General features: G+C 67.6%; 17 protein-coding genes. 7 read left to right on the top strand and 10 right to left on the bottom strand.

Going from position 1 to position 24,137, the window contains the following annotated elements; genetic code table 11:
- Nucleotides 1-914 precede the first annotated feature (914 nt).
- Nucleotides 915-4,439 carry an AAA family ATPase gene (locus ACQP2D_RS39095; protein ID WP_433680924.1) on the top strand — a complete coding sequence of 1,175 codons (3,525 nt, stop codon included), beginning with the start codon at nucleotides 915-917 and terminating at the stop codon, nucleotides 4,437-4,439.
- 309 nt (nucleotides 4,440-4,748) lie between these two features.
- Here the strand turns inward: ACQP2D_RS39095 and ACQP2D_RS39100 are convergent, their stop codons facing one another.
- Nucleotides 4,749-5,723 (bottom strand): GlxA family transcriptional regulator, encoded by a 975-nt coding sequence (locus ACQP2D_RS39100; RefSeq protein WP_433680925.1) that lies wholly within the window; start codon nucleotides 5,721-5,723, stop codon nucleotides 4,749-4,751.
- A gap of 99 nt (nucleotides 5,724-5,822) precedes the next feature.
- Here ACQP2D_RS39100 and ACQP2D_RS39105 point away from each other — a divergent pair, with 99 nt between their 5' ends.
- Both ACQP2D_RS39105 and ACQP2D_RS39110 read left to right on the top strand, forming a co-directional pair.
- A complete protein-coding gene (locus ACQP2D_RS39105; RefSeq protein WP_433680926.1) occupies nucleotides 5,823-6,254 on the top strand; it encodes a VOC family protein in 432 nt (143 codons plus the stop codon).
- A gap of 26 nt (nucleotides 6,255-6,280) precedes the next feature.
- Complete coding sequence (locus ACQP2D_RS39110; RefSeq protein ID WP_433680927.1) at nucleotides 6,281-6,745, top strand: DUF4254 domain-containing protein; 465 nt, start codon at nucleotides 6,281-6,283, stop codon at nucleotides 6,743-6,745.
- Nucleotides 6,746-6,830: 85 nt separating this feature from the next.
- Here the strand turns inward: ACQP2D_RS39110 and ACQP2D_RS39115 are convergent, their stop codons facing one another.
- On the bottom strand, nucleotides 6,831-7,142 hold the full coding sequence (locus ACQP2D_RS39115) for a DUF4254 domain-containing protein (RefSeq protein ID WP_354951822.1): 312 nt from the start codon (nucleotides 7,140-7,142) through the stop codon (nucleotides 6,831-6,833).
- Between the two features lie 366 nt (nucleotides 7,143-7,508).
- Here ACQP2D_RS39115 and ACQP2D_RS39120 point away from each other — a divergent pair, with 366 nt between their 5' ends.
- Nucleotides 7,509-8,318 (top strand): GntR family transcriptional regulator, encoded by an 810-nt coding sequence (locus ACQP2D_RS39120; RefSeq protein WP_433680928.1) that lies wholly within the window; start codon nucleotides 7,509-7,511, stop codon nucleotides 8,316-8,318.
- A gap of 30 nt (nucleotides 8,319-8,348) precedes the next feature.
- Nucleotides 8,349-8,951, top strand: coding sequence for a GNAT family N-acetyltransferase (locus tag ACQP2D_RS39125; protein WP_433680929.1), 603 nt, complete (start codon nucleotides 8,349-8,351; stop codon nucleotides 8,949-8,951).
- Here the strand turns inward: ACQP2D_RS39125 and eccCa are convergent.
- Genes eccCa through eccD form a run of 3 tightly spaced genes read right to left on the bottom strand, consistent with a single transcriptional unit; the run spans nucleotide 8,933 to nucleotide 15,883 of the window.
- Nucleotides 8,933-12,985 (bottom strand): type VII secretion protein EccCa, encoded by a 4,053-nt coding sequence (gene eccCa, locus ACQP2D_RS39130; RefSeq protein WP_433680930.1) that lies wholly within the window; start codon nucleotides 12,983-12,985, stop codon nucleotides 8,933-8,935. The genes ACQP2D_RS39125 and eccCa overlap by 19 nt on opposite strands.
- Nucleotides 12,986-12,992: 7 nt before the next feature.
- Nucleotides 12,993-14,423 carry a type VII secretion-associated serine protease mycosin gene (mycP, locus tag ACQP2D_RS39135; RefSeq protein ID WP_433680931.1) on the bottom strand — a complete coding sequence of 477 codons (1,431 nt, stop codon included), beginning with the start codon at nucleotides 14,421-14,423 and terminating at the stop codon, nucleotides 12,993-12,995.
- Nucleotides 14,420-15,883: a type VII secretion integral membrane protein EccD gene (eccD, locus tag ACQP2D_RS39140; RefSeq protein WP_433680932.1), complete on the bottom strand. Its 1,464-nt coding sequence runs from the start codon at nucleotides 15,881-15,883 to the stop codon at nucleotides 14,420-14,422. The genes mycP and eccD overlap by 4 nt, the downstream gene beginning before the upstream one ends.
- Nucleotides 15,884-16,158: 275 nt before the next feature.
- Here eccD and eccA point away from each other — a divergent pair, with 275 nt between their 5' ends.
- Nucleotides 16,159-17,979: a type VII secretion AAA-ATPase EccA gene (gene eccA / locus ACQP2D_RS39145; protein WP_433685900.1), complete on the top strand. Its 1,821-nt coding sequence runs from the start codon at nucleotides 16,159-16,161 to the stop codon at nucleotides 17,977-17,979.
- Nucleotides 17,980-18,027: 48 nt separating this feature from the next.
- On the opposite strand, the gene eccB is transcribed toward eccA, so the two are convergent.
- Nucleotides 18,028-19,533, bottom strand: coding sequence for a type VII secretion protein EccB (gene eccB, locus ACQP2D_RS39150; RefSeq protein WP_433680933.1), 1,506 nt, complete (start codon nucleotides 19,531-19,533; stop codon nucleotides 18,028-18,030).
- Nucleotides 19,534-19,758: 225 nt separating this feature from the next.
- Here eccB and eccE point away from each other — a divergent pair, with 225 nt between their 5' ends.
- Nucleotides 19,759-21,492, top strand: a complete 1,734-nt coding sequence (gene eccE, locus ACQP2D_RS39155; RefSeq protein ID WP_433680934.1) for a type VII secretion protein EccE — start codon at nucleotides 19,759-19,761, stop codon at nucleotides 21,490-21,492.
- 125 nt (nucleotides 21,493-21,617) lie between these two features.
- Here eccE and ACQP2D_RS39160 read toward each other — a convergent pair whose 3' ends face one another.
- From ACQP2D_RS39160 to ACQP2D_RS39175, 4 genes are all read right to left on the bottom strand, one after another.
- Nucleotides 21,618-21,911, bottom strand: coding sequence for a hypothetical protein (locus ACQP2D_RS39160; protein ID WP_433680935.1), 294 nt, complete (start codon nucleotides 21,909-21,911; stop codon nucleotides 21,618-21,620).
- 48 nt (nucleotides 21,912-21,959) lie between these two features.
- Nucleotides 21,960-22,262 (bottom strand): WXG100 family type VII secretion target, encoded by a 303-nt coding sequence (locus tag ACQP2D_RS39165; protein ID WP_433680936.1) that lies wholly within the window; start codon nucleotides 22,260-22,262, stop codon nucleotides 21,960-21,962.
- Nucleotides 22,263-22,329: 67 nt separating this feature from the next.
- Nucleotides 22,330-23,136: an ESX secretion-associated protein EspG gene (locus tag ACQP2D_RS39170; RefSeq protein ID WP_433680937.1), complete on the bottom strand. Its 807-nt coding sequence runs from the start codon at nucleotides 23,134-23,136 to the stop codon at nucleotides 22,330-22,332.
- Nucleotides 23,133-24,125, bottom strand: coding sequence for a PPE domain-containing protein (locus ACQP2D_RS39175; protein WP_433680938.1), 993 nt, complete (start codon nucleotides 24,123-24,125; stop codon nucleotides 23,133-23,135). The genes ACQP2D_RS39170 and ACQP2D_RS39175 overlap by 4 nt, the downstream gene beginning before the upstream one ends.
- Nucleotides 24,126-24,137: the final 12 nt, after the last annotated feature.

Raw genomic sequence — 24,137 nt, forward strand, 5'->3', positions numbered from 1 at the left:
AACCCTCCGCTGGCTTCGATCCCCTCGGCGGCAGGCCCCCGACGTCCCCTTCCCAACCGCTGGTAACCCCGCAGCATCCCGCGGCGACCCAACACCCAGGCGGCCCCGAACAGCCTGGCGCCGCCCAACACCCAGGTGCCTCGCAGCACCCAGGTGCCACCCAACAGCTGGGTGCTGCACAACCGCCTGCTGCCCAACAACTTGGGTCTACCCAGCAGCCAGGCACCACCGATCACCCAGGCGCTACCCAGCACCCAGCCGCACCGGATCACCCAGGCGCGCCCCAACAGTCGGGCGCTGCGCAATCGCCCGCCCAACCACCTGGGGCTGCCCAGCAGCCGGGCGCTGGCCAATCGGCTGCTACCACCGAACCGCCCGCGTCCGTCGAGGCGACGGTGCGCTACCAGTCGCCGCGCCCCGACCTGCCGCCACCACCGAATCAGGCCCCCACACAACCGCATTCGCCTGCCATACCGCCTGCGCCGACCGGTGCACACCCTGGCGCACCGACCACCGGCGAGCACCCCAACTTCCCCCCGACCGGTGAGCACCCCGCGACGCCGACAACGAGCGAACACCCAAGCGCGCCAACAACGGGCGAACACCCCAGCGGGCCCCCCGGCATGCCGACAACCGGCGAACACCCGACGACCGGCGAACGCACTGCAATGCGGCCCACCGGACAGCCAGGCTTCCCGACGACTGGCGAAGACCCCGCGACGCCAACAATGGGCGGGCACCCCAACGTGCCGGCAACTGGTGAACACCCGACGACCGGCGAACGCACCGCAATGCGGCCCACCGGACAGCCAGGCTTCCCGACGACTGGCGAACACCCCGCGACGCCAACAATGGGCGGGCACCCCAACGTGCCGGCAACTGGTGAACACCCGACGACCGGCGAACGCACCGCAATGCGGCCCACCGAACACCCAGGCTTCCCGACGACCGGCGAACGCACCGCAATGCGGCCCACCGAACACCCGGGCTTCCCGACGACCGGTGAGCGCCCCGCGACGCCAACAACGGGCGAACACCCCAGCGGGCCAACAACCGGCGAGCACCCCGGCATGCCGACAACCGGCGAAGTCCCGACGACCGGCGAACGCACTGCAATGCGGCCCACCGGTGAACACCCGGGCTTTCCGACGACCGGTGAGCACGCCGCGACGCCGACAACGGGCGAGCGCCCCGGCGCCCCGGCAACCGGCGAACGCTCGAGTGTGCCATCGGCTGGTGAGCCCGCGATGTCGGCGACCGAGGATGTCGACGGGCCTCCGCCGTGGCTCGAGACCCCGCGCACCGAGCAGCCGGGGGACGAAGCCGCTGGTATGGGACCGCGGACCTCTGCTGCTCCGCAATCGGAGTCGATGCGTACGGCCGAACAGCATGTGGACAGTGGCCGGCTCGCTCCGCCAGCGCGACTCGAAGAGCGGCATTCGCCCGATGCGCGCGGAACCGATGGCCCGCCAGTGCGACTCGATGACCCGCGCCCAGCGGCGGGCCGGCACACCGACGGTCCGCCGTCGCGGCACGACGAAGCGCACCCGGCGGGCCCGCACCCATCGGATAGTTCGCCGCCGCGACACGACGAATCTGATGCGCCGGTGTCGCGTGGCGGCGATGAGCCGCCGCCGTGGCTTGCGCCGCAGCGGCCGACGGAGGGCCGGTCCGACCCCGAGCAGACCGCTGCGCCGGTCGGGCGGCGGCCCGAACTGCCGCCGCCGCCAGGGGAATTCAATGCGCAGCAGAGTGCAGAGACGGATTCGCCGACCGGATCTGTCGCAGCAGGTATCGGCTCGGCGTCCGAGGGGACGGAAAACGAGGCAGACCGAGTAGGTCGTCCGGACCTGCCGCAGGTCACCGGCATGGAGCCTGCCGCGAATGGCACCGCTGCTGAGGCGTCGGCCGCGACGGGCGATAGCGCGAAATCGCAAGGTGCGACACCGATATTCGATCCCGCGACCGTCGATCCGACCCGGCGCGCGGGTCGATCCACGCCCCCGGTTCCCGCCGCACCCGTCTCCTCGGAGTACGGACCGACACCGGGTGATCGCGCCCACGATTCGGCTCCGATCACCGGACAGACACGCACCACCGACTTCCGCAATCCGGCCTCCGCACCACAGGCACCCGGCAGCGACTTCACCCGCCCGCCTGCCATACCGCAGGCACCCGGCAACGACTTCCACGGACCCGCCTCCGCACCGCACGCACCCAGCAGCGACTTCACCCGCCCGCCTGCCATACCGCAGGCACCCGGCAACGACTTCCACGGACCCGCCTCCGCACCGCACGCACCCAGCAGCGACTTCACCCGCCCGCCTTCCATACCGCAGGCACCCGGCAACGACCTTCACGGACCCGCCTCCGCACCACAGGCACCCGGCGGCGACTTCACCCGCCCGCCTGCCATACCGCAGGCACCCGGCAACGACTTCCACGGACCCGCCTCCGCACCACAGGCACCCGGCGGCGAGTACATCCAGCCGCCGTTCACACCGCAGGCGACCGATTTCCACGGGGCGCCTGGCACCGGTGGCGTACCGGGGCAACGGGATCGCGGATCGGTGGGGTCGGATCAGGCCACACATCCCGGCCCTGGATCGGCAGGATCGCAGGCCGATGAATTCGGGCGGACGGGGGCACAGGGATCCGGGAACGACGTCGCTGGGCCGCTCGGGCCCGATGGCGCTGCCGCACAGCTGGATTCGGGGCAGGCGAAGCGGGATCGCGGGTTGGCCGCGCCTGGTTGGGCCGCGCACCCCGTGCCCGGGACCGCGGGTGGATCGATGGCCGCCGGTGGGCGTCATCGATTGCCGTCGGAGATCGATGCTGGTGCGGCGGGTCGAGCCGAGGCCGATGATGCCGGGCGTCCGACCGATGGGCCGGGCGAGCCGTTGGATCCGTCGTATGGGTCCGGTGAACAAGGTCGCGATGCCGTCGACGCGAGGCAATCCGCAGTAGGTGCGGATGCACCGCATGGCGACGCGGCCGGATATGTTCAGCCGGGCCAGCAAGCGCCGGGCAGCGATCAGCCGAATGATCCATGGCGCAATGGGACCGGGTATCAGCAGCCGCCCATGGCGCAACAACCGCCGGGGGGCGCACCGTGGCAGGGTGGGCCCGGGTATGCGCAGCCATCGATCGGGCGGGCGCCCGAAGGTGAGCAGTGGCAGCATCCGGCGGCCCGTGGTGGGTTGGGGCAGCAATCGCCGACCGGTGAGCCGCCTGCCGACCAGTGGCAGCAGGGTCGGGGTTATGCGCCGTCGCCGATCGGACAGCAAGCGCCCGTTGGGAATCCGCAGGACGGGTATCGCCAACCGCCCGCTGGGGATGCACAGCCCGGATACGGTCAGCCGCCCGCGGGAGATCAGCAGGCCGGATACGGCCAACCACCTGTTGGCGGACAACAGGCCGGATACGGCCAGCCGCCTGCCGTGCCGGGGTATGGGCCGCCGGGCGGAATGTCACAGCCATATCAGCAGGGTGCGCAGCATCCGCATGGACCGCAGCCCTCGCTCGATGATGTGCCGCTGCGGCGGGCCAAGAAGTCGCCGAGTAGTGGGTGGCGCAAGGCCGTGCACCATGTGTCGGGCGGTGCGATCAATCCCGGGTTGTCCGCGGAGGAGTTGCGGCTGCAGGAATTGGTCGCGCGGATCAGGCAGCCGGTGCGCGGTGACTACCGGATCGCGGTGCTCTCACTCAAGGGCGGTGTCGGAAAGACCACGACGACAATGGGTCTCGGGTCGATCTTCGCCTCCATCCGAGGTGACCGGGTGATCGCGGTCGACGCCAATCCGGACTTCGGCACACTGTCGCAGCGGGTGCCGTTGCAGACCCGCTCGACCGTGCGTGATCTCCTGCTCGATCCCGCGATCCAGCGCTACTCGGATGTGCGCAGACATACTTCGCAGGGCACCAGCCGATTGGAAGTGCTTGCCAGCGAACGGGATCCGGCGGCATCGGAGGCATTCAACGACGAGGAGTACCGCGCGGTCGCCCGCATCCTGCAGCGGTTCTACAACATCATCCTGACCGACTGCGGTACCGGACTGATGCATTCGGCAATGGGCGGTGTGCTCGACCTGGCGCATTCGCTGGTGCTGATCTCCTCGGCCGCGATCGACGGCGCGCGCAGTGCCGCGGCGACGCTCGACTGGCTGTCCCTGCACGGCCATGACCACTTGGTCCGCAATGCGGTCGTGGTGATCAACCTGCCGCGTGAGGGTTCACCGAATGTCGGCATCCAGCAGCTGCGCGAATACTTCCTGTCGCGCTGCCGCGCCGTGCACATCATCCCGTACGACTCACACCTGTCCGAGGGCGCCGAAATCGATCTGCACCGCCTGCACAAAACCACCAAGCGCGCCTACGTCGAACTCGCCGCGACGGTCGCCGACGAATTCGGCATAGACCACCGCAGATATGGTGGCTGACCTGCTGGGTTGAATGTGCCGCGCCGCCAACGCGGCGAGTTCTCGAGACTCGCTCCCACGTGCGCGTAGTGGCGGGCGAAGCTGCGGTCCGCGATGAGCGCCTCGGCGTGCGCGGCCGAGTGGTGGTCGCCCCATCTGCGGATCGTTCAGCGCCGGACCGACGGACGCCGGGTGCACCGGCGGTGCAGTGCACACGCTTCCACGGCTCGGCTCAGGTCGATAACCGCGCCGGGTATCGCGAGACGAGCCGCGACGGGGTCACTCGCAAGACTCGCTACCTGGTGGTCACCAAGGCCGTAATCATGCACTTCACCAAGACAATCGAGACGCGCGGACCTCGGCGATGGATCGGCCGCGGCGGCGGCGGAAGAGGCCGCGTAGGGTGCCCGCGTTCAGGTAGCCGACCTTGACGGCGATCGCCTCGATCGTCAGGGTTGTGGTGCGCAGTAGCTTGGTGGCTCGTTCGAGCCGCACCTCGTGCACGAAATCTCGCGGTGACATGCCGATTTCGGCCTGGGTGGCGCGTTGCAGGGTGCGTTCGGTGACGCCGAGGCGCTGTGCCGCGTCGGCGATCAGGAACTGTTCGGCGATGTGGTCGCGAACCCAGCGCTCGAAGGCGGCGACCAGGGAGTCGTTGCGGGCGACCACCTCGGGGATCGCGCTGTCGAGCTGATTGCGCCGATCGCCGACCACCAGGTATCTGGAGGTCAATTCGGCCAGAGTCGGACTCTGTGCGGCGATCAATGACAGGGCGAGGTCGATATGCGACAGGGTGGCCGCCGCGGTCGTCAGCCGGTCCGCGCGGCACAGGATCCGGCTCTCGTCCAGGTCGATGCGCGGATATCGGCGCCGAAAGGCCGGGCCGAGCCACCAGCTCGTTGTCGCCACCGCACCGTCCAGCACGCCCGCCTCGGCCAAGTAGAAGGTGCCGGTGCATGCCGCGGCGAGGTGTGCACCGGATTCGTAGGCGCGCGTCATCAGTTGCAGTACCGGCCGATTCGCGGGCGCGGAGACCAGTCCGATCAGCCCGTCCGCATCCAGCACGCGCGAGGCGGGCACGACCATCAGACCGATGTCATCGGGCAATTGGGTCATCGGTGTCGTCTGGGCGAGAAAACCGTGCGCCGTGCGCACCTGCCCGCCGTCGGACACCATGTGCACCCGCCAGGGTTCGGGCGCCGTCTCCAGTTCACCGCGTAGCCCATTCGCGGTGGCGAAGGTCTCCAACACGGCGGTGAGTCCGAGATCGGCAACGCCGTCCTGCACGAAGACCGCAACATCCATGTCGCAAACAGTACTGAATATGTCGTTTCCGACACTCGGATCCGCGGAACAAGCGTCCTAGTCTCGTACTACTTATCCGTCCTGCCCTGCGGAGTTCCCATGACGCTCGTCGAAACCTACGGCATCCACCACGTCCGCCTGACCGTGACCGATCTCGACCGGTCCAAGGCGTTCTACCGGGATGTGCTCGGCTTCCATATCGCCGCGGAATCACCGGGCAGCCCCGACGATCCGCAGGTGCGCACCGACCCCACCCAGCTCTACGGCGGCGTCGTTTTCCAGACGAACGGGATGCTTTTCGGGCTGCGTCCGGTGGCCGCACCGACCGACCGGTTCGACTCCGAGCGCGTCGGACTCGACCATCTCAGCTTCAAGGTGTCATCGGTGGACGATCTGACGCGCACCGAAACCCGGTTGTCCGAGGCCGGAATCGAGCACGGGGAGATCATCCGGCTCGAGGCATTCGGTATCGCGATCCTATCGTTCAGCGATCCCGACGGTATCCACCTCGAGCTCACCGCACCGCTGTGAACGCCCCCGCGCACTGTGGTAACCCGATGTTCCGTAGCCGTCCGGCGCTGGTCCGCACGACCGCGGGCGCCGCACTGCCGAGCAAAAGCGAATTACTGTGCGCGATGAGCGGTCAGCAGGTGCGCGGACATGTGTGCCAGTGGTCGCGTGAGCTGGTCCGATTGCATCGCATCCGGCGCGAGCGTCCGCAGTCCACCGCGGTAATCGACTGTCTGCGAATCGAACTGGTCGCCAATATCAATGCCTGGGCGACCGAGCACCTGCCGCGCCGATCCGCCGATCTCCTCGACACCCAACTCGGCGACACCATCGATCGCATCGCGGCCACCGCTGATCGCGCGTTCCACCTGCTGATGACCGAGGATCTGTCCGGGGAACATATGCACGTGGCATGGAGGCGACTGGCCGAACTGGCAACCGCCTACGGCGACCTGGTCCGTCAGGCCGAGGACGGGCGGTGGTGCCTGTCCCCGCACACCCGACGCCGCTGAGCTGTCGACGCACGGCACACCGAATCGGCAAGGGGCCGTGGCCGGTCCATGGGATCTGCCACGGCCCCTCGTCAACCCGGGGTCGTCACCACTCCGGGAGCCGCCGCCGGCCCGCGAGTATGTCGCGCACCAAATCGTCGTAGGCATCCGCCAATTCGGCGAGATGGTGCCACGCGCTGTGCAACTGGTCGTCGTGGGCGTCCAGTGTCATCAACGCGTGGTGGGCACGCACCGACGATTCCGCGATCCGGTCGATGACCGAACCGACGGTTTCGGTGTGTAGCGTCGCGCCGAGCCGATGCTGCGGCACACTGCGCGCCACCCAATCGTCGATGGCCATGACCAATTCGACTCTGCGACGCTCGATTTCGAGAATCGTCGCCTGGTCGGTCGACACCGAACCACCGCGGCCGACGAGTCGTCTCTCGTGCAGCACCGCGAGGTCACGGGCGAACCAGAGGAGCGGGCCACCGACAACTCGGTGACCGCGGCACGCGCGAACGAGTAGATCCGAGGTCGGAAGCAGCCCGGGAGTCAGGGACTGCACCGTCGAATCGACACACCGCGATGTGCCGGGAAGAGCCATCACAACCGTAGATGAATCCGAACCTGCCACGTTGCCTCGCCGTCATCGCCGCACAACACCTGCTGGATCAGGACGTTCATTACAATAAACCTCTGAAGGCACCTGTCAAGCGTTACCCGGCCGTAGGGAGTCACGAAGAGTACACTTCGTTACCTGCACGACTGACCGAGGAGCAAGATGGCGGACGGTCCGACGTATCACCGGATCGCAGACCTCCTCCGTGAGGAGATCCGCGCAGGCAAGTGGAATCCGGGTGATCGGTTGCCCAGCCATACCGAGCTGGCCGATCAGATGCAGGTTTCGATCACTACCGCACGCAATGCCATTCAGGTGCTCGTCGCCGAGAATCTGGTCTACACAGCCACTTCCCGCGGCACCATCGTGCGAAGCCAAGAAGTGCTGGAATCGGTTGTCACCGACCATATTCGCCCGGATCGACCGCAGTCGCCCCATGACATCTTCGAAGAGACCGCCCGCGCGGCACGCCGCGAGCCGACCAAGGAATTCAGCGCCAAGATGGAACCGGCGAGTCCGGAGGTGGCGCACTGGCTCGGTGTGCCGGAGGACTCCTGGGTATTGGCCAGGACGGTTGTCCAGTATCTCGATAACGAGCCGTGGTCGTGGGAGGTGAGCTTCTATCCACGGGATTTGGCGGAGGCGACCGGCATCGATTCGCCGCACGATATTCCGGAGGGCACGACACGCAGACTCGCAGACCGCGGACACGCCGAGACCGCACATCGCGACACGATCGTCGCCCGCCCGGCCAGCGCGGAAGAGGCGATCGTGCTCGGCGTCGCGACCGGCACCATTCTGCTGGATCACCTGCGCATCGGCGCCAACCACGAGCGGATCACCCGGGCCACACGGCACCGCTCGATCGCCACCCGCAACCGGCTCGCCTACGAATTGGGTGACGACGCGGGCACCGGCCTCATCCGACACACCCTCGGCATCTCCTACGGGCCGGGTATCGCCTTGCCATGAAAAATGTTTCGCCATGAATACGGTGTTGCCATGACTACCGTGATCCGCCGGGCATCCCTCAGTGATCTCGGCTCGATCTGCCGCCTGCGGATTCAGCGCACCGCCTGGCTGACGGCCCGCGGCTCCGATCAGTGGACCGTGGCCGGTCGCGGCCGGCCGATCGAGATCTTCGCCAGTGCGGTCGGCCGGTCGCTGGACGCGGGGGAAACCTGGATCGCCGAGGTCGCCGGTGAACCGGCCGGGACGATCACCGTCAACGACCAAGCCGACCCGGGGCTCTGGTCACCGTGGGAACTGGCCGACGCGGTGATCGTGCACTACATGATCGTCGACCTGCGCTTCGCCGGTCAGCGCATCGGCCACCGACTACTGGCCCACGCGGCATCGCTCGCGCGCGAGCAACAGCGCCACTGGGTCCGACTCGATGCCTGGACCACCAATACCGATCTGCACGACTACTACCGCCGAGAAGGCTTCCACCTGGTCAGGATCGCGGGACCGGTCTCATCCGGCCCGTCCCAGGCCCTGTTCCAACGCCGCTCCGACAGTTGGACATTCGAGCCGATGACACCCGTGCTGACGCGGATGCCGGAGCCGCTGCCCGGGTTCGAGGCTCACAGCGGCGGCAGATAGGCGATCTGCACCATCTCCTGACCTCGGTTGCGCGACACCAGAATGCCGCGGCCGGGCGGCAGTTTCATCGGACGGACATCGCCGATCAGCTTGCCCTCGTCCTTGGGCCCGCTCATGATCAGCGCGTCGACGGAAAGGTTCTTCATACCGCCGAGCACATTGTCGTAGAGCGCGCGCGAGACGCCGCCGGTGCGCCGGGTGACGACCACGTGCAGACCGATATCGCGCGCCTGCGGCAGGTATTCCAGCAGCGGGAGCAGCGGATTGATGCCCGCGGTGATCATGTCGTAATCGTCGACGAGCAGGTAGATCTCCGGTCCGGTCCACCAACTGCGTTCGCGCAGCTGCTGCGGGGTGATATCGGAGCCGGGGATGCGCTTGGACATATACCTGGCGAGTTCGTTGACCATCGGGCCGCAGGTCTGCGATGAGGTGGAGTAGCCGCCGAGATGGGCCTCGTCGACCACGCCGAGCAGGCTGCGGCGGTAGTCGATGAGGATGATCTTCGCCTGCTCCGGGGTCGCGTTCTCGGTAATGCCCATGGCGATATTGCGCAGCAGCGTGGTCTTGCCGCATTCCACATCGGCGAAGGCCATGAAATGCGGCTCCTGGCCGAAATCCAGGACGAACGGGTCCAATTCGTTCTCGCCGAGTCCGACGAGGATCTTGGTCGGCCCGAGTTCGACCTCGTGTCTGCGCGCGATCGCCACGACCTCCTCGCGGCTGATCTGCTGCGGCAGCATGCGCACCTCGGGGGCGCGACGGCCGGGGTAGAGCTGCTGCATCTGGTCCCTGGCCTGGGCCGCGCCCTCGGCCAGGGTCTGCGGATCGGAATCGGAATCCAGCCTGGGCAGCGCGATGAGCATATGCAATTCATCGGGGGTCAGACCGCGGCCTGGACGGCCGACCGGGACCAGTGCCGCGGTGCGCCGGCCCATTTCGGAGTCCGTCGGATCGCCGAGGCGCAGCTCCACCCGGGTGCCGATCTGGTCCTTCACATTGGGCCGGATCTCGCCCCAGCGGGCCGCGCCGATGATCAGGTGGATGCCGTACGAGAGCCCCTGTGCCGCAATGGCGGTGATCTGCGGTTCGACCGCGTCGAACTCCTCGCGCATGGCCTGCCAGCCGTCGATGACCAGGAAGACATCGCCGAACTGGTCTGCGGCCAGCGGATCGTTCGGGTCGGCCTGGGTCCCGTTGATGAGCCTGGCCTCCATCTGGGAGTACTTGCGGCGCCGGAACTCCACCATGGACTCGATACCGAGCGCGGCGAAACGCTCCTCGCGCTGGCGCATCAGGGTGGTCAGCTCGGCGACGGTACGCCGCACCCGATCGCCGTCGAGGCGGCCGGCGACCGAGCCGACATGCGGCAGACCGGACAGACCGGCGAGACTGCCACCACCGAAATCGAGGCAGTAGAACTGCACCTGCTCGGGGCTGTGGGTCGCGGCCGCGGCCATGACGATGGTGCGGATGGCCGTGGACTTGCCGGACTGCGGACCGCCGACGACCGCGACATTGCCCTGCGCACCGGCCAATTGGATGGTCAGCACGTCACGGCGCTGTTCGTAGGGCTTATCGATGATGCCGATCGGCATCCACAGCTGGCCGTGCCGGTTGACCGGGGAACGCCAATCCGGATCGGGCAGCAGCATATCCACCGTCGGCGACTCGTCCAGCGGCGGCAACCACACCTCGTGCGCCGGACGACCGTGTCCGGTGAGGCGTTTCACGACCACCTCGAGCAGCGTCTCGGGGACGCCCCCACTCTGCGGCTCCGCCTCCGGCTCTGCTCCCGGCGACGGTGGCAGATCGGGCAGCTCCATGCGCACCGGCTGCGGCTGCTCCTTGACCTCGACCGGCCCGGCCGTGAACACCGTCGGCGACTGACCGCCGACCACCCGGCCGTCCACCTGCCTGCTACCGCTCGGCGAGACATACGGCCCGGACACATAGGTCGCGTTGAACCGCAGCGGATCATCGGCATCGCTCTTGAGATAGCCGGAGCCGGGAATGCCGGGCAGATGATAGGCATCGGTGATGCCGAGCACCGCGCGGGATTCGTTGGCCGAGAAAGTGCGCAGACCGATCCGGTAGGACAGGTGCGAGTCGAGGCCGCGCAGCTTGTTCTCCTCGAGTCGCTGCGAGGCCAGCAGCAGGTGCACATGCAGTGAGCGGCCGAGGCGGCCGATCATGACGAACAGATCCGCGAAATCCGGCTTCTGCGAGAGCAATTCGGAAAACTCGTCGACGATGACGAACAGTGCGGGCAGCGGGTCCAGTGCGACGCCCGCCGCGCGTGCCTTCTCGTAATCGGTGACATTGGCGAAATTGCCCGCGGCGCGCAGTAGTTCCTGGCGGCGGTTCATCTCACCGGCCAGCGCGTCCTTCATGCGGTCCACCATCGAGAGTTCTTCCTCGAGGTTGGTGATGACCGCGGCGACGTGCGGCAGGGAATCCAGGCCGAGGAAGGTGGCGCCGCCCTTGAAGTCGACGAGCACCAGGTTCAGCGCGTCCGGTGAGTGCGTGGTCACCATCGAGAGCACCAGCGTGCGCAGGAATTCGGATTTACCCGAACCCGTTGCGCCGATGCACAATCCGTGCGGACCCATACCGCTCTCGGCGGATTCCTTGATATCAATTTCGACCGGCGTGCCGTCCGGGGTAACGCCGATCGGCACGCGCAGCCGCTCGCGCGCGGTGCGCGGACGCCACACCTTCGACGGTTCGATCTGCGCGGCATCCGGAATCTTGAGCAGCGCCATCAAACCCGGATCGGTCCTGGTGTCATCGCCGAGGCTGACGATCTGCGCGGCCGTCGCGATCCGGAATCGGGCCAGGCTGCGGGCGAAGGCCTCGGCTTCGGCCACGCTGACGACATCGGCGGTGGCGAATTTCTCGGTGCCCGCAGCACTTTTCGCGCTCACTTCACCGTCACCGACCACCAATTGCAGTCCGCGTCGGGCGGCGAGGCCGTTCTCCGGGGCGGTCAGGTCGAGCACGGTAACCGAGTCCAGGCCGGATTCGCTGATCAGCCGCTCGGTGCCGTTGACGTAGCCGTCATCGATGATGACCACCAGATGCAACCGGCCCTGTGTCGGTTGCGGATTGCGCATGAACCGGCCGCGCTCGAGCAGTTCCGAGGCGAGTGCGGTCTCGAGTTCGGCCAGCGATCCGTACATCATCCTGGCCGAGCCCATGCCGTCGCGAACGGTCGGATGTTGCAGGTGCGGCAGCCATTTCGCCCATGCCCAGGCCGGACCGTCGGGATCGGCGCAGACGATGGCGACCGCGACATGGTCGGATCCGTGAAATGCGGTGAGCTCCATCAGCATCGAGCGCGCCAGCATCCGCGCCGACGCGGTATCGCCACCGAGATTGATGGCCGGGAAGGCGCGCAGCGACACCGCGGTCGGCAGCTGGTGCACCACCGAATGGGTACGCACGAAACGGCGCAGCGCCACGGTGGAGACCGGCTCCAGATCCTCCAGCGGTCCGGTCTCCGGGCGGGCCAGCTTCGTCGCCAACCGGTGGCTGCCGACCCCGACCCGCACATGTCCGAAGTCCGGATCGTTCGGGCGACGTTCCCACATCCGGCGGGTGCCGACCACCGATGGCAGATCGATCGGTTCCGGATGACTCCAGGACAGCGACTCCAGCTGCTTGGTACCGGTGCGGCGGACGTCCTTGCGCATCTGGTCCAGATACCGGAAGTAGTCCTTGCGTTCCTCGTTGAGCTCGCCGGCGCCCTTGGGGCCGTTGCCCCGCATGCCGAGCATCATGCCGCCCATCGACATGAGCATCATCATCGGGAACATCAGCATGAACGGGTTGGCGAGCAGGTTGCGACCCATCATCACCATCATCGCGATCATGCCGACGACGGCGAACACCATGATCACCGGCATTACCTTCATGATCAGCGGTCCGGGCAGGGCCCGCTGGATCTCCGGCGGCGAATTCAACGCCACCTCGCCGCCCGGCGCACGCGGCGGGGCGATGCGGGGGCGGCGCACGAAACCTTCGGTAACCATGGGTCCTCTACAGCTCTGTTTCGGAGTCGAGGTCGGCGGAGCCACGGGACCGCCGGAACGGAATCGACAGGGCCGCACCGAGTCCCAGCACGATCAGGCAGGTGATCGAACCGATGACCGCGACGCGGCGCGGCAGTGGATCAGGTCCGGCCGGATGCACCGGGGCCGCCATGACACGTGGGGTGTCCGCGCCGACGCCGATCGGCTTATCCGGCAGCTGCGCGGTGAGCGCGGCCAGCGGATCGATCAGACCGTGTCCGACCCGATCGTCACGGCCCGGACCGGGCGCGTGCGCGGTACGGGTGATCCGCTCGATCACCTGTCCGGCCGTGAGCTCCGGGAATCGGGACCGAACCAGTGCGGCCAGCCCGGCGACATAGGGTGCGGCGAAGCTGGTGCCCTGAATGGATCCGGTGCCCTCCTGGGTGATCGCGCCATTGACCAGTCCGGTGCCGCCCGGCTTATTGTCGAGCGAGACGATATTGCGTCCGATGGCGGCCGCGCCGACCCACGGACCGTGCAGGGACAGTGCCGAGGGCGAGCCGTTCGGGTCGATGGAGGCGACCGTCAGCGCGTAGGGCTGGAACCAGGCCGGACTCGCGATGGTCTGCACGCTGTCCCAGCCCGAACCATCGTTCTGCTTCTCGCATGCGCCGCCGTTCTCCACATTGCCCGCCGCCGCGACCACCACCACATTGTGGTCGTAGGCGTACTTCACCGCGGCGCCGAGCGGGACGTCGGCGGTATCGGTTCCCACCGCACTGCACGAGACTTCGGAGATATTGATGACGGTCGCGCCCATATCGACGGCACGGACCACCGCGGCGGCCAGCGCCAGCACACTGCCGTAGCCGGAGCGCACCATGGCATCGGGGGGCTGATCGCCGCCCGCCCGATCCTTGCGCTCATAGTGCGTGCTCAGCTGACGGATGCTGAGGATCTCGGCATCGGGTGCGACGCCGACGAAAGCGTCATCGGGGCTCGGCCGTGCGGCGATGATGCCAGCGACCAGGGTGCCGTGACCGTCACAGTCGGCGGTGCCGTCGGAATCGGAGACGTAGTCGCCACCGGCCTGTAGCGCGGGCAGGCGCGGATGCCGATTCACACCGGTGTCGATGACCGCGACCTTCTGTCCGGCACCGCGACTGAACTGCCAGGCCGCTGGCAGATCGAGTACGCGCTGCGGCAGCGGCGCCTCCGCCGGGGCGCCACCGATGAGCGACAGTTCGGCGCAGACGACCTTCTGCTCGGTCGGCTCCAAGGGCGCGGGCCGCCCGCTGAGCGCCTGTGCCGGTCCGAGCGCGCCCGAATCGATCGTCGGCGGTGGGATCGCGCCAGCAGGTGCGAATGAGCCGAGGACCGCCGCGCCGAGAACTGCGGCGGCGCAGGTGATTCCGGTCCTGCGTCGCCAGCCGGGCTTGCTCGCCCGAGCCGTCATAGGTTTCTGGCCATCGAATACACGCCCATGATCCACAGCACCAGCGGGATCACCGCCACGATCAGCAGATATTCGATGATCTCCATGGCCCGCCGCGTCACCGGCGTCACCTCGAGGTGCGGGCCGATCACGCCGAACACCACCACCGCGGCGGCGAGGCCCAGCAGCAGTACACCCGCCAACAACAGCAGATCCGAATCGCCGAGGGCCAGGCCGGTGATCAGGCCGATGACGGTGACGGCTCCGCCCGCGATCAGCGCGCCGGCCTGCACCAGGTCGGCGAACGAGCGGCCGCGCAGACTCACGATCACCGCGGCGATGACTGCGAGGGTAATCCCTTGCCAGCGCGCGGATCCCAGCGGATCGGCGGCGCCGAGCGCACCGACCGCCGCGGCGATGGCACAGGCGATGAGCATGCCGGTCTGGTACTGATTGGCGGCCCTGGCGCGCTCACCGAGGCCGGCCGCCGAGGGCAGCGCGGTGGCGCCGATCGCGCCGATGCCCTCGATGGTGGGGCGCGGTTCGTGATCGGCCGGATCGATCGCACCGCCCGCAGTGGGCACCGGCGGAATCGGCAGCCGGGCCAGCACCGCCGCCAGCCGCGGCACCGCGGAGATCAAGGTGATCGCCACCACCAGGATCGCGGCGGAGATCTTCGGCAATTCGAAGTCCCAGACCATCCGGCACAGCGCGGCGATGCCACCGAAGAGCGCGACGGTCACCGCGGCCGACGCCAGCGCGGCACCGGTCGCGGTGGCGCGATAGATCACCGCCGCGGCCACCAGCGTGACCGAGCAGCCGAGCAGCAGATGTGGGCTGCCGAGCTCGCCGGGCACGAAAAGCGCTGCGCCACCGAAGAACAACAGCAATGCGCACAGCGACAACCAGGTGGCGGTCAATTGGTCCGCGTACCTGCGCGCGGCGACCGCCGCGGCGACCGCGGCGACAATGGCGACGCCGGTCGCGAGGAACGGCGCGGCGAGACCACCGCCGTGCGCGCGCCCGGCGCCGAGCAGCAGCACCGCGAGCAGCACCGCCGACACCGCGGCGACCAGACCGGTCCAGCGTGCCGCGTTCGGCGACCAGCCGCGGAAATCGGCTGCGGTGAGCCGGGATACGGCATCGATGACATCGTCGAAGAGCGCGGGCGATTCCTTCGCGGTGACCGAGCGCAGCACCAGCAGCTCACCGTCGTACACCTCGGCCTCGGTGAGGCTGCGGCTCGGCGCGATGGCGTCGCGGCCCAGCCGGGCAAGCGTCCAGTGTTCGGTATGCAGCGGGGTGCCGCCGTCGTCGCTCTCCACCACATCGGGATTGCGGGATTCGATCAGGGCGACCAGATCACCGATAAATGTGGCGATCGGCACTGTCGCCGGCAACCCGACATCGAGCTGGGTATTTCCACCGATCACCGAGACTCGGCACAGTTCTGGTTCGGCGGCGCGAGTGCCGCCACTCATCGGCTCGGTCAATTGCGCGCCGACCCCAGCTCTTTACCGAACGATCCGAACACTTGCGCCCAGTCCCCTACTTGTCGAACCAACTCTCGGTTCCACTCTCGCACGAACGCTCCCGTGTGGCATCTGGTTGTCACACACTTTGCAACCTATCGGTAGCAAACATAATGTATCGGACGAGCCGAGCCGACGCGATCGCTAAGCTGGTCGGAAGATGAACGCGGCCAATCGCGTACCGAAATAGATAGCTCCAACCAAGACTTCGGGGTTTGACAGCAATGACCGGCAACCGCCAAGCACAACGGGCCTTCGACGCCGGAATCCTGTCGCTGGGCCTGACTATCGACGGACAGGAATCGGCTCGCGATCTCGAGTACGCGAAACTGGCGTTCCAGCGCGCCACCGAGTGGGATCCGACCATGTGCGACGCCTGGCTGGGCCGGGCCGCGGCGGGTGAGGTCACCACCGAGGTGCTCTACAACCTGTACAAGAACAGTGCGACAACGCTTTATCGCGAGCAGCGCCGGCTCGGACTGCCGCAGCGGGCACTGGCCGGACGCTTCCTCGCCGGGTTGTACATCGACTATCCCCTGGCCAGCTACACCGAGATCTGGCTGGCCCAAGCGGCGCAGCTGATCTCGGAGAAGGAGTACGACGAGGCCGAACGCGTGCTCGACGAACTCGCCACGCACCGCGCCTCGATGCTCTCCGATACCGATCGCGAAATCGACGATCGGATCTGCGCGTATATCCGTGGCGTACTGCATTTCAACACCCAGCGCTGGCCGGATGTGATGGCCGTACTCGCCGGATCCGCCGAGTGGGACGATCCGTATCTGGCGGCGGGCGCACATGTGATGGTCGGTTCGGCCTGCGCCCAGCTCGGTCTGTTCGGCGAGGCCATCCGGCGCATGGAGCAGGCCGAAGCGGGACCGATCCCGGCGGCGCGCACGACCGCCATGTTCTGCCGCGGCCTGTGCCTGCGCGAGACCGGCAAGGAGGCCGAGGCACAGGCCCTGTTCGAGAAGGTGTATTCGCAGGCACCGGATTTCGCCGCGAATACCGCCGCGATGCGCGATCGCACCTACCGGCTCACGGTGACCAGCAAGGAATCCATCGATGCGCGCACCAACCGCTGGGATCCGGCGTCGGCGCCCTCGGTCGAAGCGATGCAGAGCGCCGATGCCGAGGACCGCGCGAAGAAGATTCTGGCCGAGGCGCGCGCCGAACTGGATAGGCAGATCGGCCTCGAATCGGTGAAAACGCAGGTGGCGAAGCTGCAGGCGACCGCACAGCTGGCCAAGATCCGGGCCGAGAAAGGCATGGCGAGCATGGCTCGCGGCAACCACCTGGCGTTCACCGGACCGCCCGGCACCGGTAAGACCACCATCGCCCGGGTGGTAGCCAAAATCTATTGTGGTGTCGGACTTCTCAAGACCGATAAGGTCGTCGAGGCCAAGCGAGTCGACTTCGTCAGCCAGAATCTCGGCGGCACCGCCATCAAGACCGACAAGTTGATCGATACCGCCATGGACGGTGTGCTGTTCATCGACGAGGCGTACACGCTGATCCAGACCGGCCTACAGGGCGGCGACGCCTTCGGCCGCGAGGCGGTGGACACCCTGCTGGCCCGCATGGAGAACGATCGTGACCGGCTGGTCGTGATCATCGCGGGCTATGACGGCGAGATCGACCGACTGCTCGCCGCGAACGACGGTCTGGCGTCCCGATTCGCCAAACGGCTGCAGTTCCCGTCCTATACCCCGACCGAACTCGGCCAGATCGGCAGCCTCATCGCGCGCTCGCGGGATTCGGAGTTGTCCGACGGGGCAATGGAATTGCTGATCGAGGCGTGCGGGCGGCTGTACGAGGCCGAGCGCGTCGATCAGAGCGGTCAGCCGCGCCGTGGCATCGATCTCGCGGGCAACGGTCGCTTCGTGCGCAACATCATCGAATCCGCCGAGGAGGAACGCGAGTTCCGGCTGGCCAATGACGATTCGCTGGATCTGAGCGCGGTGGACGAGACGGTGCTGATGCGGATCGAGGCGCCGGATATGCAGGCGGCCCTCAGCAGTGTGCTCGCCTCGCTCGGCGTCTAGGAGCTGACTCGGCGTACCCGGCCGTGACCTGGAATGTCAGGGCCGCGATCAGTTTCCGACGGGCAGGATGTCGTGCTTGACCAGGGCGTCGTTCTTGGACAGCGTCGGTCCCGGCACCAGTTGGCCGATGATCGACCAGGGGGCCAGCCGGGGCTCATCGCTCAGGCCGAGCACCTTCGCGGTCGCGACGTCCGGGATGCCGTAGCGGATTCCGTTGTCCGCCACATAGAACAGGCCGCCGCGGCGCAGACTGCCCGGCTCCGTTCCGGTTATCTGAACGAACTCACCCGAAGCCGGTGGGATATACGCGGAATCGACCCGATCGCCGGTCCCATCCGAGGTTGCGAGGGTCACCGGCTCGGCCGAACCGGACAGCGGCACGCGGTTGCCCGCGAGCAGGCTGACCACCGCACGGTCGGTGGGACTTTCGTTCGCGTCGCTATCGGGCGCGCGTCCCTTCGCCCAGCTCAGACAGGTGACCGGGGCATCCTCGGCGGACAGGATCTTCGGGGTGCTCACCGGGAAGTGGTCGAGGGCGAGCCGGTGCAGCACCGGCATATTCGTCAGCACGTCCGGCGGCTCCGCCTTGATCTCGCGCATGCCCTGGGAATTCGCGGTGCGAACGACCTGTGCGGCGAAATCGGTGATCGGCTGCACGCCGTCGGCGAGCACCAGGTACAGCTGGGACTGATCGGTGCGGCCCATACCGCCGACGACGATGACACCGCCGACCGGCACATCGGAAAGCTTTGCCGGACCGGGCTGTCCAGCCTGCGGAATATCCGGCACGGCCAGCGGCGGAACCGCGATCGCGGCATCGAGCATGCCGGTGCCGACCGGCCGTGGCTTGAGTCCGGCCAGATTCAGCGAACGGGTCAGCACCGAGTTGGTGGGGTCGACCTCCGCGCGTTTGCCGTCGTAGATCAGATAGGTCTTGTCATTGCGCCGCACCAGCAGCGCGTCCGAGGGGCCGAGAGCCCGAACGCGTTCGTCCAGTTGGGGTTTGCCCGCGAAAATCGTGGTTTCGACGCCGGTGGCCGCGGCCGCGCTGCCGGTGACCGAGAGCTGCACCGTCTCGCACAGCGACCAGTCGGAACGACCGCCCTGCCGCGAACCGGGCAGTGCGGCGGGCGCGCCGGGAATGCCGAGCATCGGGCCGCGCGGCAGCGACGAAAGCTTGGCGTCCTTCACCGATTTGGGTGATTCGTTGCTACCGCTGATCAGCCGGGCCGAGGCCAGGTTGAGCACCGGATGCAGGCGCTTGTCGTCCTTCTTGTCCTCGGATTCGGCCACCACCACATACAGGGCACCGCTGTCCTTGCCGATCACGATATTCGCGTCGCCGATCGCGCCCTGTGGGCGCAGGAACGCCAAGATGGCCGCGCCGGCCACCACGAGCAGGCCGAACACCGCGCCGACGAGCATCGAACGCAGCTGAGATCGCATGGGATCGTGCAGCATCCGGATATCGCGGCGGACCAGTGCGTGATCGAGCCGTCGCAGCAGAAAACGGTAGCCGTTGACCTGAGCCTTGGTGGTCAGCTGAGCAGGCACATGGTCTCCATCGGACTACGGAAGGAACAGGATATTTACAGTATCGTTCGGCGCGTCCATGTCAATCCAGCGACAATTCAGCAAACCGTCACTGCGCCAACCAACTAGCATGCGGCACGGTAGTGTTATCGCAATACTGGTCCGATTATCGTGGACGGGGCTGTGAACAAACGCGATACCGACTCCGGAGCGAAGAACCGTAAAGAAACCGGAAACGAAAACTCCGTGAACACAACGCACACAACGCTGCGTGATCCGGAATTCTGGCTGCTGCGCCAAATCCCTTTGCGACTCATGATTCCGCTCGCACTGTTCGCCGCGACCGCGGCCTGGATCACCGCCGCCTGCCATGCGCCGACCGCGGCCGTCATTGCCGTCGGCGCGATTGTCCTCATTCTCGGCGCGGTACCGGTGCGGCGACGTGAGCCACGCAATATCGCCGGAATGCTGGCGCGGGCGATCGCATTCCGGTGGCGGCGCACCCGGCCCGGCCCCGCCGATACCGGCCAGGCCGCCTTCGACGTACCACTGCCCGAGGGCGGCAGTTACGGCGTGCGCTGGGATGGCAACCTGCTGCTCACCATGCTGCGCATCGACCCGCCGCCGGATGCGCTCACCCTGCTGCGGCGTGGCTCGCTGTCCACCGACCAGGTGCTTCCGCTCACCGAAATCGGACGCTGCCTCAGTCAATTCGATATCAACCTGGCCTCGATCGATGTGATCAGCACCGGCGCGCGGACCGCGGGCGGCGGCCCGGTGGCCCAGCTCTACGACCGCATCCTCGGCCCACTGCCCGCCATCGCGCATCGCACGGTCTGGCTGGTGCTGCGGCTGGATCCGCTCGCCAATGCCGAGGCCGTCGGCAATCGCGGCGGTGGCGGCGCCGGCGCGCTGCGCACCGCGATCATCGCGACCCGCCGGGTGGCCAATCGACTGGCCGCCCGCGATATCTCGGTATCGGTGCTGACCGCCACCGAAATGAACAGCGCCGTGCGCCAACTCACCCGCGGCATCGCATTGGACGCCTTCGCCGAAACCCCGAAGTCGCTGGTGCACCAGGGCATTCACCTCACGAGCTACGAGATCGGCCCGGAGCTCATCGGATCGCGCGGCTTCGCCGATATCTGGGCCACCCCGAGCCTGACCACCACGGTGACCGTGCGCCTGCGGCCCGGTGCGCGACGGCCCGGCGATGGGCGCGAGTCCACCTCCCCGCCGATCACACTGGGTGCGCTGGTCCGCTTCGATACCGTTGCCGAACCGGGCGAGCCGCCGGTGCACGGACTGCGCACCCTGCCGGGTGAACAGTTCCGCGCCCTGCTGGACAGCCTGCCCGCCCGCACCGCCCGCCGCGACGGCGATAGCGGGGGCGACTACCGTGGCCCACTCGCCGCGCTCGACGGTATCGCGGTACCGACCGCCGGATGCGGTCAGCTGATCGGCGCCGACAATGCCGGTCAGGGCATCGCGGTGCCGCTGATCGGCGACGGCACCCGGCATCTCGAGGTCATCGGGCGGCTGGATCTGGCCCAGCAGGTGATCCTGCGCGCGATCGCGCTCGGCGCGCACACCATCGTGCACACCGACCGGCCCGAAGCCTGGCAGTCGATGGTCGCGAATGTCGGGGCGCCGCATTCGCTTTCGCTCGCACCGCGGTTCGCCGGTGCGGGGCAGCACAGCGTGCCACCGCAGCCGGGCGGCGGATCCCTTCTCAACGCGACCGTCGTGGTGTTCGATGGCATCGCACCCACCGCGTTGACCGGTGGCGCGACCATCGTGCACGTCCGTGCGCCCGAGCAGCCGGATGGCCAATTCGATGCCGATATCGTTCTGGTACAGGATATTTCGGCTCCCAACCTGATCACGGTGCGAACCTCGACGGCGAGTGCGACGGTCAATATGGTCACCACCCCCGACGAAATGCGCTACATCGGCGAATCCCTCACCGCGGCGCGGTAACCCCGCTCCCACGGTGACCCCGAACGGAATCCGGCCGGTCCGCGAGCGCAGCGCTGGCGGACCGGCCGGATAGCTGACCTTTTCGAGCGACCCGCAAGCGATCGCTACGGCCCTATCGAGCGGACTCAGGCCCCGAAGCCGTCACCGATCTTGCCGTCGGTGCCCAGCGCGCGCTGCAGCGAGTTCTCCACGGCCGCCGCGACATTGTTGAGCGAGGTGAGCGTGTCGCCGTACTCGTTGTGCCAGGCGTCGTAGACGGTCTTGAAGCTGGCGTGGGCCACGTTGCCCTCCCACGCCACCTTGAGCACGCCGCCCGCGTCCTCCATATCGCTGCCGTACTTGACCAGGTCGCCGTGCAGTGTGACCAGGTCGTTGAACAGGGCCATCATCGGGCCCTTGGCGTATGCCATCGTCGACATGATGAGTTCCTCCGATTCGAAGACTGATTATTGTTGCGGCGCAGCTGATTACAGGCTGATGTGCTGGAAGCCCTCTTGGTTCTCCTGCTCCATCTGGATGTACTGCTGGGTACCGTGACCGACCTGCTCGGTAATGGCGTTGAGCTTCTTGTGCAGCTCCTGGGAGTGCTGGGCCCAGTTGGTGGAGGCCGCGACGAACGCCGCCTTCGCATCGCCTTCCCAGTGGGTCGCCGCGGCGACCTCGTCGTCGATCTTCTTCAGCGTGCGCTGCATGTTGTCGACCGCCGCGGCCATGAACTCCTCGGCCTTCTTCGCGGTCGCCTCGTCTACGTGTACACCTTCACCACTCATCGTGGACACCCTCTCCTGTAGTGATTCCAATGCCCGGAAACGATGTCGGGTGACATCGCCGGAAGGTTTACTGCGGAAGCCACCTTCCCCCGGGCAGAGATTCGATCAATGCCGAAATCGCTTGCGCGATACGGTGATCGGTGCCCGGTGTCACCGTGGACCAGACCTGCTGATCCGCAGCAATACCGGGCGCGGCCACAATGCGACCGCGTCCGGTGTCATAGACCGCGACCGCACCGGGCGGCCGGGTGGTGGTGCCGTCGAGATGGGCGTAGGCCACGATCTCGGCGAAGCTGTGGCAGGCGGCGAAGGCCAGCCCATAGGCGGTGGCGTCGCGATCGGCGACGCCGAGGGCATAGACCGCGTCCGCGTAGTCCGCAGAGGTCCGCGCCGCCGCGAGCCGCTCGCTCAGTTCGCTCGACAGCGCGCTGAAATTGACGACCTCCGCGGGCGTCGCGGGGCCGAGCGCATCGAGTAGCGGCCGCATCAGCGCCCCGCCCGATCCGTCCGCCCATACGCTGCGCACATCGAAGGTGTCGCCGGTGCGCACCGCCACGGCATGGTGTTCGCCGCGCCGCGCCAGGCAGATTCGGGTCACCGCGGGCGTCGCGTCGGGCGCGGTCCGGTAGATCCGGGCCACCAGCTCTCGATCGGGCTGGGCCAGCGTGAACATGGCCTCGGCCAGTTCGGGTTCGACATCGCCCTCGGTATCGAGTACGCCGGCGCCGACCAGTTCGGTCCGCGCGCGGTGCTGCGCCTCGGCCCATGCATCAATCGAATCCTGTTGCGGCCCAACCGACAGCACCAGCGGCAGGGTTTGCACGCCGAGCCGTTCGGCGACCACGAGCAGGCCGTCGTTGGTCATGGTGGTCATCCGGCACCTCCCGAGGCCGTCCGACCGGTCGCCGTGGCGGGCGCTTCCGGCGCGCCGAGTACGGCCGGGGCGGAGACGATACCGAGGTCGGCGCCGATGGCGTCGCCGGTCACCACACTCGCGCGCGGTGCGTACTCCTCGTCGTCACCCGACCCGGCCGCCCCCATCGCACCCGGAACCATGGGCAATGCACTGGAACTCGCGGTGCTGGCTGTCGAAACCGGTTGCGGTGTCGTCACTTCCACCGGTTGGGGGGCTTCGGTGAATACCGGCGCGCGATAGGGCTGCAGTTTCGCGGATGCCGCAATGGCACCGATTCCGCCCGGCATGAACATGCCGGGCGTGACCGCGGGTATTGCGGGCATGCCGGACATGGCCGACTCCGCGGATACCGTCGCACTCGCCTCCTCGGCCGCCAGTGCCGCGGGCGATGCGATCACCGGCGGTTCCTGCTGAATCCACGGTGCCGCAAGCGGTTCGGTGGCCGCCTCATAGGTCTGCATCACGCGTGAGGCGGCCGCCTTCGCCATATCGGCGTCGGTATCGGCATCGGCCGCCACCGCCTTGATCGGTGCACCGAGTGCGCCGCCGATCGATTCGAGCATGCGCTGTACGGCCTGGATGGCCGCGATCTCGGCGCTGTGCGGCATGGTCAGCCGCGCCAATTCATAGGCGGCGGCCTGGGTTTCGGCGCGCACCGCGTTATTGCCAGCGGCCGTCGCGGCATCGGCGAGCCAGTCGCGCAGCATCGAGATCCGGTCCAGCACGGGACCACTCGTGGTGGACTGCCACGCACCACGCATCGACGCGACGATCATGTCGTATTCGGCAACCGCCGTACCGAAACCGGCGGCCAACCGGGTCCACGCGGCACCGGCCTCGGCCATCGGTACCGCGCCGGGACCGGTGGACAGTTCGCGCGCCAGCCGATCGGGCTCGCGCGCGTCCCAGACCACACCGGTGAAACCGGGCTGCGGTGGTTCGATCATTGTTGCTCCGTG

Origin of the sequence: Nocardia sp. CA-119907 (genome assembly GCF_050955995.1) — a bacterium.
Classification (GTDB): Bacteria; Actinomycetota; Actinomycetes; order Mycobacteriales; family Mycobacteriaceae; genus Nocardia.

Coding starts and splice junctions, on each gene's coding strand:
- ACQP2D_RS39095 (WP_433680924.1), top strand. CDS start 915: ATGCGGCCCACCGAACACCCAGGCTTCCCGACGACCGGCGAACGCACC.
- ACQP2D_RS39100 (WP_433680925.1), bottom strand. CDS start 5,723: ATGGATGTTGCGGTCTTCGTGCAGGACGGCGTTGCCGATCTCGGACTC.
- ACQP2D_RS39105 (WP_433680926.1), top strand. CDS start 5,823: ATGACGCTCGTCGAAACCTACGGCATCCACCACGTCCGCCTGACCGTG.
- ACQP2D_RS39110 (WP_433680927.1), top strand. CDS start 6,281: ATGTTCCGTAGCCGTCCGGCGCTGGTCCGCACGACCGCGGGCGCCGCA.
- ACQP2D_RS39120 (WP_433680928.1), top strand. CDS start 7,509: ATGGCGGACGGTCCGACGTATCACCGGATCGCAGACCTCCTCCGTGAG.
- ACQP2D_RS39125 (WP_433680929.1), top strand. CDS start 8,349: ATGACTACCGTGATCCGCCGGGCATCCCTCAGTGATCTCGGCTCGATC.
- eccCa (WP_433680930.1), bottom strand. CDS start 12,985: ATGGTTACCGAAGGTTTCGTGCGCCGCCCCCGCATCGCCCCGCCGCGT.
- mycP (WP_433680931.1), bottom strand. CDS start 14,423: ATGACGGCTCGGGCGAGCAAGCCCGGCTGGCGACGCAGGACCGGAATC.
- eccD (WP_433680932.1), bottom strand. CDS start 15,883: ATGAGTGGCGGCACTCGCGCCGCCGAACCAGAACTGTGCCGAGTCTCG.
- eccA (WP_433685900.1), top strand. CDS start 16,159: ATGACCGGCAACCGCCAAGCACAACGGGCCTTCGACGCCGGAATCCTG.
- ACQP2D_RS39160 (WP_433680935.1), bottom strand. CDS start 21,911: ATGTCGACGATGGCATACGCCAAGGGCCCGATGATGGCCCTGTTCAAC.
- ACQP2D_RS39165 (WP_433680936.1), bottom strand. CDS start 22,262: ATGAGTGGTGAAGGTGTACACGTAGACGAGGCGACCGCGAAGAAGGCC.
- ACQP2D_RS39170 (WP_433680937.1), bottom strand. CDS start 23,136: ATGACCACCATGACCAACGACGGCCTGCTCGTGGTCGCCGAACGGCTC.
- ACQP2D_RS39175 (WP_433680938.1), bottom strand. CDS start 24,125: ATGATCGAACCACCGCAGCCCGGTTTCACCGGTGTGGTCTGGGACGCG.